This window comes from Serratia sp. EWG9, assembly GCF_019913725.1.
Taxonomy (GTDB): Bacteria; Pseudomonadota; Gammaproteobacteria; order Enterobacterales; family Enterobacteriaceae; genus Serratia; species Serratia ureilytica.
The window spans coordinates 67,417-84,006 of the sequence record NZ_JADNRO010000001.1 but is presented as its reverse complement, the minus strand read 5'-3'; the positions used below and the strand labels follow the sequence as shown (position 1 = coordinate 84,006).

Below are 16,590 nucleotides of genomic sequence, written 5' to 3'. Positions count from 1 at the left end.
GTTTTAAACATTACTCAGGTTGCGATGTACGTCACTAATTGTCGGATATTCCTTATCCCAAAAAACAAAAGGGCGGCCTGAGCCGCCCTGTCAAATTTGTTCACATCAAGCGTATGTTACTCGGTTACGATGGTTTGCACCTGTGCCGGGCCGGGGTTGTACCAGCCATAGCCGGCGCCCCAGCCAGGTCCCCACGGGCCACCGCGCCAGCCCCAAGGGCCCATCGGCGCAGGCGGCATCACCACCTGTTGCACCAGATGCCAGCGCTTGAAACCGGTCACGTTCATCGTTACGAAGCGATATGGCGTCATGCCGATCCGTCCCTCTTTCAGGCCGGTGATAGGGCCGACGACGGTCACCAGTTGGCCTTTGAAATCGACCGGTTCGAGGAAGCCGTTCACCGTGGCCAGCAAGCGGCCGTTCGACGGTTCACCCAGTATCGGCCGCGCACCGCTGTCAAGCGGCACCGCCGCGATCTCCAGCAGCGTGCGCCCTTGTTCGTTGGCGACGTTCACCACGGTGCCGCCGAAGCGGGCTTCCGCGCCGGTAAACAGGTTCGGTGCATTTTGTACCGAGGAAAGCTGAGTCACCGGCGAAGGGCTGGAGCCTTTGATCGCATCCGGTACGGTGACGCACCCGGTCAGAACCAGCGCGCCGCAGGCGACGGCCAGCAGCGACAGCTTTTTACTTGCAGTGCGGATTAACATGGTCGCAATCTCCTGAAATGCCTGTAACTTTGACCGCGTTTCAGCGTTCAAGTTGCAGGCCTTCATCGCCCGGCATCAACATCAGCACAATAACGCCGCGATTACTCGCGGCCCGGCAGTTTTTTCCAGGTCACTTCATTGCGCAGGTAGGTCGGCTCGGCGTTTTCCACCGCCACCGCCAGCCCCTGTTGCCAGGCGTGCAGCGCCAGCGGCAGCATGTCTTCCGCCTGCGGCAACAGCATCTGGCCGTCGCGCACGCTCAGCGTGGAACCGTTGACCAGATCGGGGTAGGTTTGCCAGCCGGTTCCAACGTGGGCCCATTCGCCCTGCAGGCGCTGTGCACGCTCGAGCGCCTGCGACAGCACCGCCTCGCCTTCGCTTTCCAACCAGCGGCCGTCGGCCTGACGTTCGAACTGCCCCCAGTAGACCTCGCCCATACGCGCATCGATCGCCGCCAGCACACGCTCCGCGCCGCTGACGCGCCAGGCGCCCTGCGCCATGGTTTGCAGCGTAGAAACGCCGATCATCGGCAGATCGGCGCCCAGCGCCAGGCCCTGAGCGATGCCGATGCCGATGCGCACCCCGGTAAAACTGCCGGGGCCGCGGCCGAAGGCCAGCGCATCGAGCTGGTTGAGCGCCAGGCCGGATTCCGCCAGCACCTGCTGCACCATAGGTAAAATACGTTGCGTATGCTCGCGTGGGCACAGCTCAAACAGGGCGTGGATTTCGCCTTGATTCCAGACGGCGACGGAACAGGCTTCCGTCGCGGTATCGATCGCTAAAATTCGCGTGGACATGCCAACCTCTGGCGGGAATAAAACTGGGTTTTTCATACAGGGCGCGCATTGTAGCACAGCCCCGTAAGCCCTTCATCTTTCACGTGGCCGACGTATCAGCGGCCTGCAAGAAGGCGATCGCCTGCTTCAGATCGCGGGTACGCGGCGTAGGCGGCAGGCTATTGAGGAACACCTCGCCATAAGGGCGCATCACCAGACGGTTATCGCAGATCACCAGCACGCCGCGATCGTCGGTATCGCGGATCAAACGGCCCACCCCCTGTTTCAGGGTGATGACCGCATCCGGCAACTGCACGTCATTGAACGGATCGCCGCCGCGCAGGCGACAATCTTCAATGCGCGCCTTCAGCAGCGGATCGTCCGGTGAGGTAAACGGCAGCTTATCGATGATCACGCACGACAGCGCATCGCCACGCACGTCCACCCCTTCCCAGAAGCTGCTGGTCGCCACCAACAGCGCGTTACCGGCGGCGACGAACTGTGCCAACAGCTGCCCTTTGCTGGTTTCCCCTTGCAATAAGACCGGCAGCGTCATCGTGGCACGGAACTCTTCCGCCAGCTCGCGCATCATCTGGTGCGACGTGCACAAGAAGAAGCAGCGGCCGTTGTTGGCTTCGATTAATGGGCGCAGCATGCGCGCCAGCTGGCGCGCCCCGCCGGGCTGATTCGGCGAAGGCAAAAAGCGCGGCACGCACAGCAACGCCTGTTTGGCATAGTCGAACGGGCTCGGCAACAGCAGCGTTTTGGCCTTGGTCAGCCCCAGCCGTTCGGTGAAGTGACCCAACTGATCGTTGACCGACAGCGTCGCCGAGGTAAAGATCCAGCTGCCCGGCTTCTCGTCCAGCATTTCGCGGAAACGATCGGCCACCGTCAGCGGCGTCAGCGCCAACACGAAGTGGCGCGAATTGCACTCATACCAATAGCTGTAGCCCGGTTCCGTCACCGCCTTGAGGCGTTTGAGACGCGCGCGGTACAGCGTGGCGCGCTCAAAGGCGGCGTCCAGCAGCGCCGAACGCCCCAGCGACAGTTTCATGACGTCATAACACAGCTCCAGCGCGTCATCGAGCAGCAACAACGCGCGCTGCACGTTCGGTTCGCCGAGCACATCCCGCAGGTTGCCGCGAAAACCCGGCTCCCCCAGATTCAGACGGAAATCTTGCGTGCTCAGGCTGAGACGGTCGGCGCTTTTTTGCAGTTGGGCGGCATCGCGCACCTCGGTGCGGTAGGCGATGGTGATGTCCTTCGCCAGATCCAGCAGTTGGCGGCTGGTGAGCTGCTGGCCGAAATACTGGCTGGCGATGTCGGGAATTTGGTGCGCCTCATCGAAAATCATCACCTCGGCTTCCGGGATCAGCTCGGCGAAGCCGCCCTCTTTCACCACCATATCCGCCAGGAACAGGTGATGGTTCACCACCACCACATCCGCATCCATCGCGCGGCGGCGCGCTTTGACCACGAAGCAATCCTGATACAGCGGGCAGTCGCTGCCGAGACAGTTGTCATTGGTGCTGGTCACCAATGGCCAGACGAAGCTGTCTTCCGCCACTTCGCTGCAGGTGCTGATATCACCCTCTTTGGTCTGCGACGACCACTTGCGCAGTTGCACCAGATCGATCAACGTCTGCCCCGCCAGCTCCCCGCCGGCCATCGACTGTTGCTCAAGACGCTCCAGACACAGGTAGTTGGAGCGCCCCTTCAGCAGCGCCAGCTTGCCTTTGTACTTCAGCGCTTTGGCGACTGTGGGCAGATCGCGCGCATACAGCTGATCCTGCAGCGCTTTCGAACCGGTGGAGATGATCACTTTGCGATCGGCACGCAGCGCCGGCGCCAGATAAGCGAAGGTTTTGCCGGTGCCGGTGCCGGCTTCCACCACCAGCTCCTGCTTGAAATTGATCGCTTCGGTAACGGCTTGCGCCATCTGCCGCTGCGGCTCACGCGGTTTGAATCCCTTGATAGCCTGCGCCAATGCGCCGTCTGTTGCAAAATCGTCTGTCACGCTGTCTCTCTGCCGGTGTCATTCAGCGGTGATTATGCCAAGCCTGCCGCCCGGCTACCACCCACTTTATCGCCGCGCTTTTTCATCACCGGCTGTGCTACCCTTAGCGGGACTATGATATGGAGATAAGCAAATGAATATCGAAAGAATTGATCCCGATCAGCGCTGGTCCGAAGCCGTGGTGCACAACGAGACCGTTTACTACACCAGCGTGCCGGAAAATCTGGACGATGACGCGACCGCGCAGACCGCCAACGCCCTTGCCGCCATCGACGTGCTGCTGGAACGCGTAGGGTCGGACAAAAGCCGTATTCTGGATGCCACCATCTTCCTGGCCAATACCGCCGACTTCGCCGCGATGAACGCCGCCTGGGACGCCTGGGTTGTCGCCGGCAGCGCGCCGGTGCGCTGCACCGTGCAGGCTCAGTTGATGAATCCGAAGTACAAGGTGGAAATCAAAATCATCGCCGCGCTGTAAGCCACGCGCAGACGAAAAAAAACCGCAGACGGCAACGCCTGCGGTTTTTTATTGCCCGCTATCAGGACAGTTTGAGGATCACCATCCCCGTCAACAGCAGCGCCAGGCCAATCCAGCCTTTGGCGTTCAACCGCTGGCCGAACATGATCCAGCCTGCGGCGATGGTGGCGGCGATGCCGAAACCGCCCCACAACGCGTAAGCGATTGACAGATCGATGCCCTTAACCGCCTGCGCCAGGGCGCTGAACGCACCGAGTACCGACAGCAGCGACAGCAATCCCAGCCAAATTTTACGGAAACCGTCCGACATCTTCAGGAAGATGTTGGCGATGATTTCCAGCACGATGGCCAATCCCAGGAACCCAATGTGGTACAACTCAAACTGTTGCATGGTTGTCACCTCGCGGGCTGACCTGTTTTCGCTCTTTGCGGGTACCGGATTTCACCAGCATGATACCGGCGATCAGCGTAGCCAGACCCAGTACCTTCAGCGCCGAAATGGGCTCGTCGAACCACAGCACGCTGAACAGGGTAATGAACAGAATGCCGATACCTTCCCACAGCGCATAAGCCACGCCCAACGCCACGCGTTTTACCGCTACTGACAGCAACACATAAGACGCGGTGATCATCACGTACATCACGATATGCCCGATCATGCCGCCATTGACGCTGGCGTATTTCATCGACAAGGTGCCGATGATTTCGGTCATGATGGCCAAACCTAAAAAGATCCAATAAATCATAATTTTTCTCCCAAACGGCGAATAACGCGCGCCAAGGCATATTTATCCCGATTTATCTCGTCGAACGGCCGCAGTACGGCGCGCAAGACGCAGAGATCCCTGGGGATAAACTGACCCAAACGCAAAAAGAATGTTTGCCCGGCTGAACGGTAGAGCGAAGGCGTAAGCCCGCTACCAGCACCGGTTAAGGGAGAAAGACGCTATAGCTCGCTGCACCAGTGATGCTCACTGGCAAGGATCGCAGACAGGAAGAGTTGGCACGTAGAGGTTCTGAGGGTAGTTCCGTTAATAGTCATCATAATAGTTCTCTATTATCAGCCGCACACCGTGCGATTTGCCCAATATCCTCATAAAAGTAAAATTTTCAACTGAGATATTTTTACCACAGCCCAAATAAGAAAGCAAACTGCCGTTTTCATAAAAAAGCAGAAAAAAACGGGTTAAAAATAAGAAAGTTAATCGCGATAAAAATTAAAAAAGGCCCAACGGAGCGTTGAGCCTTGCGATATCCGCGGGTGAGCAAATAAGCGCCAACCCCAGGCCTGGCGCGGGTTACAACGCGGCGCCGTTGACGGCGCTGCGCGCCAGTTCAGTGATGCGCGCGTAGTCGCCGCTGTCGAGCGCATCGGCCGGCACCAACCAGGAGCCGCCGATGCACAGCACGCTTTTTAGCGCCAGATAATCGCGGTAATTGTTCGGCGTAATGCCGCCGGTCGGGCAAAAGCGCACCTGCGGGAACGGGCCACCGATCGCCTGCAGCGCCTTCACGCCGCCGTTGGCTTCCGCCGGGAAGAATTTGAATTCGCGCAGGCCGTAATCCATGCCCTGCATCAGTTCAGATACGGTGCTGATGCCCGGGATCAACGGGATTGACCCCGCCGTCGCCGCCTGCAGCAAAGCGTCGGTCAGCCCCGGGCTGATGGCGAACTGCGCCCCGGCCTCGGTCACCTCCCGCAGCTGCTGTGGATTGATCACCGTACCGGCGCCGATGATCGCCTCCGGTACCTCTTTGGCGATAGCGCGGATAGCCTCCAGCGCACAGGCGGTGCGCAGCGTCACCTCCAGTACCCGCACGCCGCCGGCAACCAATGCTTTCGCCAGCGGCACCGCCTGTTCCAGCGTGTTGATCACGATAACAGGCACCACCGGCCCCGCCGTCAGGATCTGTTCAGCGCTGGTTTTCCAGTTTTTCATTATTCTTTCTCCATTACTCGCGGTTAACAATGGCACGCCCCTGCCACAGGGCTCCGCGCAAACGCGCGAACGTCCGGCCGTACCGTAAGTGATGTGGCCCACGCGCAGATCGCAGGCAAAAAAAGCCGGCAGACGGGCTGCCGGCATTGCGCATTACTCGAACTCGTTCCAGGAACGGCCGTCGCGGGTGATCATCGCCACCGAGGCCACCGGCCCCCAGGTGCCCGCCTGATAAGGCTTAGGCGCTTCATTGTCGGCTTTCCACGCGTCCATGATGGAGTCGACCCACTTCCAGGCCTCTTCCACTTCGTCGCGGCGAACGAACAGCGCCTGAATGCCGCGCATGGTCTCCAGCAGCAGGCGCTCGTAGGCGTCCGCCACGTGCTCCTGGTTGAAGGTTTCCGAGAAACTCAGATCCAGCTTGGTAGTCTGCAGGCGGTGCTTGTGATCCAGCCCCGGCACCTTGTTCAACACCTGAATTTCGATGCCTTCGTCCGGTTGCAAACGAATGGTCAGCTTGTTTTGCGGCAGCTGCTGATAAGAGTCGCTGAACAGGTTAAGCGGCGGATTCTTGAAGTACACCACCACTTCCGAGCATTTGGTCGGCAGACGTTTACCGGTACGCAGATAGAACGGCACCCCGGCCCACTGCCAGTTGTCGATGTCCACGCGGATGGAAACGAAGGTCTCGGTGCTGCTGCTCTTGTTCGCCCCTTCTTCTTCCAGATACCCCGGCACTTTCTTGCCCTGAACGAAACCGGCGGTGTACTGACCGCGCACGGTGGTTTCCCGTACATTGGTCTGATCGATGCGGCGCAGCGAACGCAGCACCTTCACCTTCTCGTCGCGGATGCGGTCGGTGGTCAGATCCGCCGGCGGCGACATGGCGATCATGGTCAGGATCTGCAGCAAGTGGTTCTGGATCATGTCGCGCATCTGGCCGGCCTGATCGAAGTAGCCCCAGCGCCCTTCGATGCCCACCTCTTCCGCCACGGTGATCTGCACCGAATCGATGGTGCGGTTGTCCCAGTTGGACGCGAACAGCGAGTTGGCGAAACGCAGCGCCAACAGGTTCAACACCGTCTCTTTGCCGAGGTAGTGGTCGATGCGGTAGACCTGGGACTCGTTGAAGAACTCCGCCACCTGATCGTTGATCACGCGGGAGGACGCCAGATCGGTGCCCAACGGTTTCTCCATCACCACGCGCGCCGGCTCATGGTTCAGCTTGGCTTCGCCCAACCCTTTGCAGATGGCGCCGAAGGTGCTTGGCGGCATGGCGAAGTAGTTGATGGTGGTGCGGTGCTTCTGGTCCAGCATTTTACCCAGTTTGGTAAAGTTCTTGCTGTCGTTGACGTCCAAATTGCAGAAGTCCAGGCGCGCGCTCAGCGTGGCCCAGAGTTCGTCATCCAGTTTTTCCTTCATGAAGGTGCCAAGCGCTTCCTTGACCACTTCGGTATAGGCTTTTTTATCCCACTCCGCGCGGCCGACGCCGATAATCCGCGTATCCGGGTGGATGTGTCCGGCTTTCTCTAACTGGTACAGGGAAGGCAGCAGCTTACGGCGCGCCAAATCACCTTTCGCGCCGAAAATAACCAGGTCACACGCCTGGGCTGTAGAGGTTACCGCCATGTTCATCTCCTCGTTGCAGGATATTTGTAATTTTCTTACATTACTAATGTACTCTGTTTGACTACGGCCAGCAAACCCGGCGCAGAAGCAGAAAAAAGACGTTAAGATCTCAGTGGTAGCGCCACTGCGCGCCGGCGCCCTCACAGGCGGGAAAAACTGTAATTTTTCGTCTTTTTTGACGCTCTGTTACCATTATGAAAGTTAGACACAGGTCATATTCTGGTGAAAAAAGCCTGCATACGCCCTGTCGAGACTGCCAACGGTTACCAGCACGTAGTATATTTTCACTAAACCGGCATTGATTTCTCCTTTGTTTGCAATCGACATACCCTATCGATTTCAGGTTACAGCCGCTCGTTTGGCGTCTGCTTGCACGGCGAACACGGGCGAAATTCGGCGCTGTTGCTTGAAAGCCACAGGGATAAAACCATGAGTGACTCTCGTTATATGAATACGCTGGACAAAATCCAGAGCCATCTGGAGCTCCTGAGCAAATCTGAAAGGAAAGTCGCCGAGGTGATCCTGGCCTCCCCGCAGACCGCCATTCACTCCAGCATCGCCACGCTGGCGCGCATGGCCGACGTCAGCGAACCCACCGTCAACCGTTTTTGCCGTCGCCTTGATACCAAAGGCTTTCCCGACTTCAAACTGCATCTCGCCCAAAGCCTGGCTAACGGCACGCCCTACGTAAACCGCAACGTCGAGGAAGATGACAGCGTCGATTCCTACACCAGCAAGATCTTCGAATCGGTGATGGCCAGCCTGGATACAGTAAAGGCAAATTTGGATATTGCCGCAATCAATCGTGCGGTTGACCTGCTCACCCAGGCAAAAAAGATCTCTTTCTTCGGTCTGGGCGCCTCCGCCGCCGTGGCCCACGACGCGATGAACAAATTTTTCCGCTTCAATATTCCGGTGGTCTACTTCGATGACATCGTCATGCAACGCATGAGCTGCATGAACTCCGGCGAGGGCGACGTGGTGGTGTTGATCTCTCACACCGGCCGCACCAAGAACCTGGTGGAGATGGCCCACCTGGCGCGAGAAAACGACGCCACGGTACTGGCTATCACCTCGCGCGACACCCCGCTCGCCCAGGCGGCGACCCTCGCGTTGCTGCTCGACGTGCCTGAAGACACCGACGTTTACATGCCGATGGTGTCGCGGATCGCGCAATTAACGCTCATTGACGTGCTCGCCACCGGATTTACCTTGCGCAGAGGGGCTAAATTCAGAGATAACTTGAAGCGGGTCAAAGAAGCGCTCAAAGAATCGCGCTTTGATAAAGGCGTAGTCATTCCCAACAGTTTTGACTCGTAACCCGACGAAGAAAAAAGTCGCCGTTCAACAGACATTTGAATGGCGACATCAGAGGCTGTACCCTGTTAATACGCTCATGCGGGTAACCCGGGTGAAATATCAGTGTTGTAAAATTACATTTCACGCCTGGTTTCGTTATCCGACGTTATCGCAACACCAATATTTGCTTCACCAGTCAACGGAGTAATACATGTCCAGACGGCTCAGAAGAACCAAAATCGTTACCACCCTGGGTCCGGCTACAGACCGCGACAATAATCTGGAAAAGATCATTGCCGCCGGCGCCAACGTAGTTCGGCTTAACTTCTCCCACGGCAGCCCGGAAGATCACCAGGCTCGCGCAGACAAAGTTCGCGAAATCGCTGCCAAACTGGGACGTCACGTCGCTATCCTCGGCGATCTGCAAGGGCCGAAAATCCGCGTTTCCACCTTCAAGGAAGGCAAAATCTTCCTCAACGTGGGCGATAAATTCCTGCTGGACGCCAACCTGTCAAAAGGTGAAGGCGATAAAGAAAAAGTCGGTATCGACTATAAAGGCCTGCCTGCCGACGTCGTGCCGGGCGACGTCTTGCTGCTCGACGACGGCCGCGTTCAGCTGAAAGTGCTCGAAGTTCAGGGCATGAAAGTGTTTACCGAAGTCACCGTTGGCGGCCCGTTGTCCAACAACAAGGGCATCAATAAACTCGGCGGCGGCCTGTCGGCCGAAGCGCTGACCGAAAAAGACAAGGCGGACATCGTCACCGCCGCCAAGATCGGTGTCGACTACCTGGCGGTCTCCTTCCCGCGCACCGGTGAAGACCTGAACTATGCTCGCCGCCTGGCGCGCGACGCAGGCTGCAACGCCAAGATCGTGTCCAAGGTTGAGCGCGCCGAAGCGGTCTGCAGCGACGAAGCGATGGACGACATCATTCTGGCCTCCGACGTGGTGATGGTCGCCCGTGGCGATCTGGGCGTCGAAATCGGCGATCCGGAACTGGTCGGGATCCAGAAGAAACTGATCCGCCGTGCCCGTACTCTGAACCGCGCGGTGATCACCGCGACTCAGATGATGGAGTCGATGATCACCAACCCGATGCCGACCCGCGCCGAAGTCATGGACGTGGCCAACGCCGTGCTGGACGGCACCGACGCCGTCATGCTGTCGGCGGAAACCGCTGCCGGCCAATACCCGGCGGAAACCGTGGCGGCGATGGCGCGCGTTTGTCTGGGCGCCGAGAAGATCCCGAGCATCAACGTTTCCAAACACCGTCTGGACGTGCAGTTCGACAATATCGAAGAGGCGATCGCCATGTCTTCGATGTATGCGGCCAACCACCTGAAAGGCGTCACCGCGCTGATCGCCATGACCGAGTCCGGCCGCACCGCGCTGATGATGTCACGCATCAGCTCCGGCCTGCCGATCTTCGCCATGTCGCGGCATGAGCACACGCTTAACCTGACCGCGCTGTATCGCGGCGTGACGCCGGTGTATTTCGACAGCCACAAAGACGGCGTCATCGCCGCCAACGAAGCCGTCAATCGCCTGCGCGACAAAGGCTTCCTGGTCTCCGGCGATCTGGTGATCGTCACCCAGGGCGACGTGATGGAAACCGTCGGCACCACCAATACCAGCCGTATCCTGCGCGTCGAGTAATTCACGCCGCAGACGAAATGCCGGCCGGCTCACCTAGGCCGGCATTTTTTTTGCTCTGACACTGCCATTACGACGGAGAACGCCATGCTCCACCAGCACAATCCCGCCTCGACCTATGATGAGCTCGAGCTCGATGGACGCGGCCTGACGCAGCTCGACGAATCGCTGTTTGCCGGCCACGCGCTGCGCAAGGTCAGCCTGTACAACAATCAGCTGACGGCCTTCCCTACTCCCCTATTCCGGCACCAGAATCTGCGGGTGCTGAACATCTCTTGCAATCAGCTCGACCGTCTGCCGCCGGAGATTGGTCAGTTGCAACAGCTCGAGATGTTCGATTTTGGTCACAACCGCGCGAGCGAACTGCCTGAAACGTTGGGGCGACTGCACCGGCTGAAATACCTCTACCTGAGCGATAACGGCTTTAGCGACCTGCCGCGCGCGCTGGCGCAACTGCAGCAGTTGGTTTACCTCAACGCGACCGATAACCAGCTGACCGTCTTGCCGCAGGCAATACCGAGGCTGGCGGCGTTGCAGGAGCTGCGTTTATACAACAATCGCATCCGCAGCCTGCCCGGCGAAATCGGGCAACTGCGCGCGCTGCGCGAGTTGCATATCATGAAAAATGCCCTGACCACGCTGCCGGCGGAAATGGCTCTGCTCGGCGAGCTTGAAATACTCGATGCGGCCAACAATGCCATCACCGAACTGCCGGCAGCCTTCTGCCGCCTGCCGCGATTGAGCGAGCTGAACCTGCGTTTTAATCAACTGACGCGCCTGCCGGAAAATATCGGTGAGCTCACGGCGCTGAGAAGTCTGGATCTGCGCGCCAACCGCCTGAGCGATCTGCCGGAAAGCCTCGGTGAACTGAGCCGGCTGCGCAAGCTGGATCTGCGCTGGAATGATTTCACCCACACGCCCAACGTCATTGAGATCCTGCGGGCGCGCGGCTGTATGGTGCACATCTGAAGTGACGCCGGCCAGGGTGTGGCCCGACCGGCGTTAGCGGTAGATAGGATTAACGATACAGATCGTCGCGCGAGTAGGGTTCAATCTCCCCTTCCTTGCGCGTCTTCAACAGTTTGAGGATCCAGGTGTACTGCTCAGGGTTCGGGCCCACCAGATTCTCCACCTCTTCGTTCATGCGGCGGGCAATGCGCGGATCGTCCGCTTCGGCCAGATCGTCCATCGGCTCGCGAATATAAATATCCAGCATGCTGGTTTTGCCGTCGTACACCGGGAACAACGGCACGATCGCCGCACGACACACTTTCATCAACCGCCCGACCGCCGGCAACGTCGCCTTATAGGTGGCGAAGAAGTCGACAAACTCACTGTGCTCAGCGCCGTGATCCTGATCGGGCAGATAGTAACCCCAATATCCCTGGCGAACCGAACTGATAAACGGTTTGATGCCGTCATTACGCGCGTGCATGCGGCCGCCGAATTTACGACGCACGGCATTCCACAGGTAGTCGATCAGCTGATTGCGCTGATTGTGGAACATCGCCGCCATCGGTTGACCGCGCGCGGCCATCAACATCGCCGGCACATCCACCGCCCAGCCATGTGGCACCAGGAAAATCACGTTGCGCCCTTCCGCGCGGATCTTGTCCAACACCTCTTCACCGTGCCAACGCACGCGCTTGAGCACTTTTTCCGGTTTGGTGCAGGCCAGTTCCGCCATCAGCACCATCGACTGCGGCGCACAGGCGAACATCTGGTCGATAATGTGCTCACGCTCGCTTTCCGGCAGTTCCGGCAAGCAATACAGCAGGTTGATGCGGGCACGACGACGCGCCCCTTTCGCCAGCTTGCCGGCCAGTGTGCCGATCGCCCCCAGCACCGGATCGCGCAGGCGCGCAGGCACCAGCGAAACGCCGGCCATCAGGCCGGTTCCCAGCCACACGCCCCAGTAGCGCGGGTATAAAAAGGCTTTTTGAAACTGCGGGATGAACTCTACGTTCGATTTCTTCTCGTTTTGCATGCACATGCTCTTCGCTTAGCAATTCGGCTAATCATAATTGCCATCACCAATTTTGCAATTAACAACCGCGAACCGCCCAGATAAAACAGCATCGGCCCGCAATCAGGCCGATGAAATTAACGGCGCCGGAGCGCCGGAATAAGGGGGACGTTAATCCAGTTGCAGCTGAGGAACCACTTCCTTCACCTGCGCCAGATAATCGCTGCGGTCTTTGCCGCTCAGGCCTTCGGAACGCGGCAGCTTGGCCGTCAGCGGGTTCACCGCCTGTTGACCGGTCCACAGTTCAAAGTGCAGATGTGGCCCGGTGGAACGGCCGGTGTTGCCGGAGAGCGCTATGCGATCGCCACGCTTCACCTTCTGGCCCGGTTTCACCAGCAGCTTTTTCAGGTGCATGTAGCGCGTGGTGTATTGGCGGCCGTGGCGGATCGCCACATAGTTGCCCGCTGCGCCGCTGCGCTTGGCGATCACTACCTCGCCGTCGCCGACCGCCAGCACCGGCGTGCCGACCGGCATGGCAAAATCGACGCCTTTGTGCGGCGCCACGCGGCCGGTCACCGGGTTCACCCGGCGCGGGTTGAAGTTGGAGGAGATGCGGAACTGTTTCATGGTCGGGAAACGCATGAAGCCGCGCGCCAGGCCAGAGCCCTGGCGATCGTAGAACTTGCCGTCCTCGGCGCGGATCGCATAGTAATCTTTGCCGCCCGTGCGCAGACGCACGCCCAACAGTTGGCTTTGCGATTTCTTGCCGTCGAAATGTTCGCGCGACATCAGCACGGAGAACTGGTCGCCCTTGCGCAGTTTGCGGAAATCGAGCTGCCATTGCAGCGCCTTGATCACCGCATTGATTTCGTTACGGCTCAACCCGGCGTCGCCGGCGCTGCTGACGAAGCTGCCGTTAACGCGGCCGCTGATCACGTTGTTGCGCCATTCGCCCTGCTGCGCCTCTTTCGACTCTTTGAAGCTGTTGCCGACGCGATCGTAGGTGCGGGTTTCGCGACGAGAAACTTCCCAGGTCAACTGCTGCAGATCGCCCGCTTCGTTCACGGTCCACGACAGCTGTTGGCCGATCTTCAGGTTGCGCAGATCGCGGTTTTGCGAAGCCAGCAGCGTGACATCCGACATATCGATGCCGTACTGCGTCAGAATGCTGCCGAGGGTATCGCCGGTGGAAACCACATATTCATGCACGCCATCATCGCCGGCATCCTTCTGGTCCAGCTCATCCTGCGGGATTTCGTCATCGGGGGTGGGTTGGTCGGCATCTATCGGTTCACTGGCTTCGGGGAGCAATGACCGCAACTGGCTGGATTCTAACTCGACGCTCTTGGCGATGGGATTGTGTTCTGGGTGGTAAACAAAAGGCCGCCAAACAGCGACGGCCAATGTGACGACTGTCAGCGACCCCAGCATGACGCGGTGGGGCCGTGGCAGGTTGTTATACGCCAGAGCGATAGTTCGGACTATCTGCTGCACTCGATATTATCCTCATAAGCTTACTTCAGGCAGCTCACGTACTGGCTTGACAACTGTGTCAGGAATTTCCCGTAGCTGTCCTTCCCCAGCGCGATGCCGATGCCCAGCGGGTCCAGCGTTCCGGAACGCACAGTGGTACCCTTGGCGACGGCATTGATTACGGCCGGCCTGAATTGTGGCTCAGCAAAAACGCATACCGCTTTCTGCTCAACCAACTGTGTTCGAATTTGGTGTAGGCGCTGTGCTCCAGGCTGAATTTCGGGATTGACGGTAAAATGGCCCAGCGGACTCAAACCGTAGTGTTTCTCAAAGTAGCCGTAAGCATCATGAAAAACAAAATAACCCTTACCTTGCACAGGCGTAAGCATGTTACCAACATTTTTGTCAGTTTGCGTCAGCAGATTCTCGAACTGGCGCAGGTTTGCGTCTAATTTGTCCTTATTTTGCGGCATAAGTTCCAACAATCTGTCGTGAATCGCGATCGCGGTCACTTTTGCCACCTCCGGCGACAGCCAAACGTGCATATTGTACTCGCCGTGATGATGCCCATGATCGTCATCAGCATGGTTATGCGCCTCGCCTGCATGATCATGATCGTCGTCATCTTCGCCTTTCATCAGCAGCGGCTTCACCGCGGGCAGTTCGCTGATGGCGAGTTTGCGGGTTGCCGAGATAGGCACCAGCGCCTTGGTCAGGAACGCTTCCATGTCCGGTCCGACCCACAGCACCAGGTCGGCAGAACGCAAACGCTGAATATCGGAAGGCCGCAGCGCGAAGTCGTGCGGCGAAGCGCCATCCGGCAGCAGCACCTCGGTCGGCGTCACGCCGTCGGCGATAGCCGAAGCGATAAAGCCCAGCGGACGAATCGTCGTCACCACCGCCGCGGAAGCGCTGCTCAGCGGGCCGGCCATCACGAGTGCGCTGGCCAGCAGCGTGCGCTGCAGCCATTTATTTTTCTGTGCCATCATCAGTAATCCCATCGTTTTCATCAACAAGGCGTGATATTATAACATTCGCTTCGTTCTGCAACCTGTAATCTCGAGATGTCTACACTGATAACGCTAAAAAATATCTCCGTCGCCTTCGGCAGCCGCAAGGTGCTGTCGAATATTTCCCTCAGCCTGCAGCCCGGCCGTATTCTCACCCTGCTGGGCCCGAACGGCGCGGGTAAATCCACGCTGGTGCGCGTAGTGCTGGGATTGGTAAAACCGACCGCCGGCACGCTGGAGCGTGAGCCCGATCTGCGCATCGGCTACGTGCCGCAAAAGCTGCACCTCGACGCTACCCTGCCATTAACCGTCAGCCGCTTTATGCGCCTGAAACCGGGCGTAAAGAAAGCCGACATTCTGCCGGCGCTCAAACGCGTGCACGCCGCCCACCTGCTCAACCAGCCCATGCAAAAGCTCTCCGGCGGCGAAAACCAGCGCGTGCTGCTGGCGCGAGCGCTGCTGAATAAACCGCAGCTGCTGGTGCTGGACGAACCCACGCAAGGGGTGGACGTCAATGGCCAACTGGCGCTGTACGATCTGATCGACCAGCTGCGCAAGGAGCTGGGGTGCGCCGTGCTGATGGTCTCGCACGATCTGCATCTGGTGATGGCGAAAACCGACGAGGTGTTGTGCCTCAATCAGCACATCTGCTGCTCCGGCGCGCCGGAGGTGGTCTCGATGCATCCCGAATTCATCGCGATGTTCGGCAACCGCGGCGCAGAGCAACTGGCGGTGTATCGCCACCACCACAACCACCGCCATGATCTGCAGGGAAGAATTGTCTTGAAGAAAACCGGGAGCCGCGAAGCATGATTGAACTGTTACTTCCCGGCTGGCTGGCCGGCGTGTTGCTGGCTAGCGCCGCCGGGCCGCTGGGTTCCTTTGTGGTCTGGCGCCGGATGTCCTACTTCGGCGATACCCTGGCGCACGCCTCGCTGCTCGGCGTCGCCTTTGGTCTGCTGCTCGACATTAACCCCTTCTATGCGGTGATCGCCATTACGCTGCTGCTGGCCCTGGCCCTGGTGTGGCTGGAGCGCCGCCCGCAGCTCTCGGTGGATACCCTGCTCGGCATTCTGGCGCATAGCGCCCTGTCGCTGGGGCTGGTGGTGGTAGCGTTGATGTCTAACGTGCGGGTCGATCTGATGGCCTATCTGTTCGGCGATCTGCTGTCGGTCACGCTGAGCGACATCGTGATGATCGCCGGCGGCGTCGCCGTGGTGCTGTTGGTGCTGTGGTGGCAATGGCGCGATCTGCTGTCGATGACCATCAGCCCTGAGCTGGCGCACGTCGACGGCGTCAATCTGGCGCGGGCGCGCACCGTGCTGATGCTGGTCACCGCCTTGACCATCGGTCTGGCGATGAAATTCGTCGGCGCACTGATCATCACCTCGCTGCTGATCATTCCGGCGGCCACCGCTCGCCGCTTCGCGCGCACGCCGGAGCAGATGGCGGGCATCGCGGTGCTGCTCGGGATGGTGGCGGTTACCGGTGGCCTGACCTTCTCGGCGTTTTACGATACGCCTGCCGGCCCTTCGGTGGTGCTCTGCGCCGCCGTGCTGTTCACGCTGAGTCTGTTTAAAAAACAGCAGGCTTGATTAAAACCGGGATATGACAAGGGCCGCATCTGCGGCCCTTTCTTATTGG

General features: G+C 59.0%; 16 protein-coding genes. 6 read left to right on the top strand and 10 right to left on the bottom strand.

All coding sequences use genetic code 11. The annotated features are described in order from the left end of the window. Positions 1 to 116 precede the first annotated feature (116 nt). From ITX55_RS00460 to ITX55_RS00450, 3 genes are all read right to left on the bottom strand, one after another. On the bottom strand, positions 117 to 707 hold the full coding sequence (locus tag ITX55_RS00460; protein WP_021503867.1) for a Slp family lipoprotein: 591 nt from the start codon (positions 705 to 707) through the stop codon (positions 117 to 119). Positions 708 to 808: 101 nt separating this feature from the next. Further along, positions 809 to 1,504 carry a tRNA (adenosine(37)-N6)-threonylcarbamoyltransferase complex dimerization subunit type 1 TsaB gene (tsaB, locus tag ITX55_RS00455; protein WP_197755883.1) on the bottom strand — a complete coding sequence of 232 codons (696 nt, stop codon included), beginning with the start codon at positions 1,502 to 1,504 and terminating at the stop codon, positions 809 to 811. Positions 1,505 to 1,583: 79 nt separating this feature from the next. Beyond that, positions 1,584 to 3,500, bottom strand: a complete 1,917-nt coding sequence (locus ITX55_RS00450; protein WP_004932318.1) for an ATP-dependent DNA helicase — start codon at positions 3,498 to 3,500, stop codon at positions 1,584 to 1,586. A 133-nt stretch (positions 3,501 to 3,633) separates the two neighbouring features. Here ITX55_RS00450 and ITX55_RS00445 point away from each other — a divergent pair, with 133 nt between their 5' ends. Further along, a complete protein-coding gene (locus tag ITX55_RS00445; RefSeq protein ID WP_004932322.1) occupies positions 3,634 to 3,978 on the top strand; it encodes a RidA family protein in 345 nt (114 codons plus the stop codon). A gap of 61 nt (positions 3,979 to 4,039) precedes the next feature. On the opposite strand, the gene mdtI is transcribed toward ITX55_RS00445, so the two are convergent. From mdtI to zwf, 4 genes are all read right to left on the bottom strand, one after another. After that, a complete protein-coding gene (gene mdtI / locus ITX55_RS00440; protein WP_016927446.1) occupies positions 4,040 to 4,369 on the bottom strand; it encodes a multidrug/spermidine efflux SMR transporter subunit MdtI in 330 nt (109 codons plus the stop codon). Beyond that, positions 4,356 to 4,724 carry a multidrug/spermidine efflux SMR transporter subunit MdtJ gene (mdtJ, locus tag ITX55_RS00435; RefSeq protein ID WP_004932327.1) on the bottom strand — a complete coding sequence of 123 codons (369 nt, stop codon included), beginning with the start codon at positions 4,722 to 4,724 and terminating at the stop codon, positions 4,356 to 4,358. The genes mdtI and mdtJ overlap by 14 nt, the downstream gene beginning before the upstream one ends. A gap of 552 nt (positions 4,725 to 5,276) precedes the next feature. Further along, the gene (locus ITX55_RS00430) at positions 5,277 to 5,918 is read right to left on the bottom strand and encodes a bifunctional 4-hydroxy-2-oxoglutarate aldolase/2-dehydro-3-deoxy-phosphogluconate aldolase (RefSeq protein ID WP_108680908.1); all 642 of its coding nucleotides are present in this window, start codon (positions 5,916 to 5,918) and stop codon (positions 5,277 to 5,279) included. A gap of 153 nt (positions 5,919 to 6,071) precedes the next feature. Next, entirely contained in the window at positions 6,072 to 7,547 is a 1,476-nt protein-coding gene (gene zwf, locus ITX55_RS00425) for a glucose-6-phosphate dehydrogenase (RefSeq protein ID WP_033643346.1), read from the bottom strand. A gap of 447 nt (positions 7,548 to 7,994) precedes the next feature. On the opposite strand from zwf, the gene ITX55_RS00420 reads away from it, so the two are divergent. The 3 genes from ITX55_RS00420 (at position 7,995) to ITX55_RS00410 (ending at position 11,466) form a co-directional block, all read left to right on the top strand. Beyond that, entirely contained in the window at positions 7,995 to 8,867 is an 873-nt protein-coding gene (locus ITX55_RS00420) for a MurR/RpiR family transcriptional regulator (protein WP_033643347.1), read from the top strand. 190 nt (positions 8,868 to 9,057) lie between these two features. Then, positions 9,058 to 10,500 carry a pyruvate kinase gene (gene pyk, locus ITX55_RS00415; protein ID WP_019452801.1) on the top strand — a complete coding sequence of 481 codons (1,443 nt, stop codon included), beginning with the start codon at positions 9,058 to 9,060 and terminating at the stop codon, positions 10,498 to 10,500. Positions 10,501 to 10,584: 84 nt separating this feature from the next. Further along, positions 10,585 to 11,466, top strand: a complete 882-nt coding sequence (locus ITX55_RS00410) for a leucine-rich repeat domain-containing protein (protein ID WP_046687243.1) — start codon at positions 10,585 to 10,587, stop codon at positions 11,464 to 11,466. Positions 11,467 to 11,515: 49 nt separating this feature from the next. Here the strand turns inward: ITX55_RS00410 and lpxM are convergent, their stop codons facing one another. The 3 genes from lpxM to znuA all read right to left on the bottom strand — a co-directional run bounded on the left by lpxM (position 11,516) and on the right by znuA (position 14,922). Next, positions 11,516 to 12,484, bottom strand: coding sequence for a lauroyl-Kdo(2)-lipid IV(A) myristoyltransferase (lpxM, locus tag ITX55_RS00405; RefSeq protein WP_042785718.1), 969 nt, complete (start codon positions 12,482 to 12,484; stop codon positions 11,516 to 11,518). Positions 12,485 to 12,634: 150 nt separating this feature from the next. Further along, positions 12,635 to 13,957, bottom strand: a complete 1,323-nt coding sequence (gene mepM / locus ITX55_RS00400; RefSeq protein WP_033643350.1) for a murein DD-endopeptidase MepM — start codon at positions 13,955 to 13,957, stop codon at positions 12,635 to 12,637. 20 nt (positions 13,958 to 13,977) lie between these two features. Further along, complete coding sequence (gene znuA, locus ITX55_RS00395; RefSeq protein ID WP_033644289.1) at positions 13,978 to 14,922, bottom strand: zinc ABC transporter substrate-binding protein ZnuA; 945 nt, start codon at positions 14,920 to 14,922, stop codon at positions 13,978 to 13,980. A 78-nt stretch (positions 14,923 to 15,000) separates the two neighbouring features. Here znuA and znuC point away from each other — a divergent pair, with 78 nt between their 5' ends. Both znuC and znuB read left to right on the top strand, forming a co-directional pair. Next, a complete protein-coding gene (znuC, locus tag ITX55_RS00390; RefSeq protein ID WP_089191899.1) occupies positions 15,001 to 15,759 on the top strand; it encodes a zinc ABC transporter ATP-binding protein ZnuC in 759 nt (252 codons plus the stop codon). Further along, complete coding sequence (znuB, locus tag ITX55_RS00385) at positions 15,756 to 16,541, top strand: zinc ABC transporter permease subunit ZnuB (RefSeq protein ID WP_060660627.1); 786 nt, start codon at positions 15,756 to 15,758, stop codon at positions 16,539 to 16,541. Before znuC ends, znuB begins: the two co-directional genes overlap by 4 nt. Positions 16,542 to 16,590: the final 49 nt, after the last annotated feature.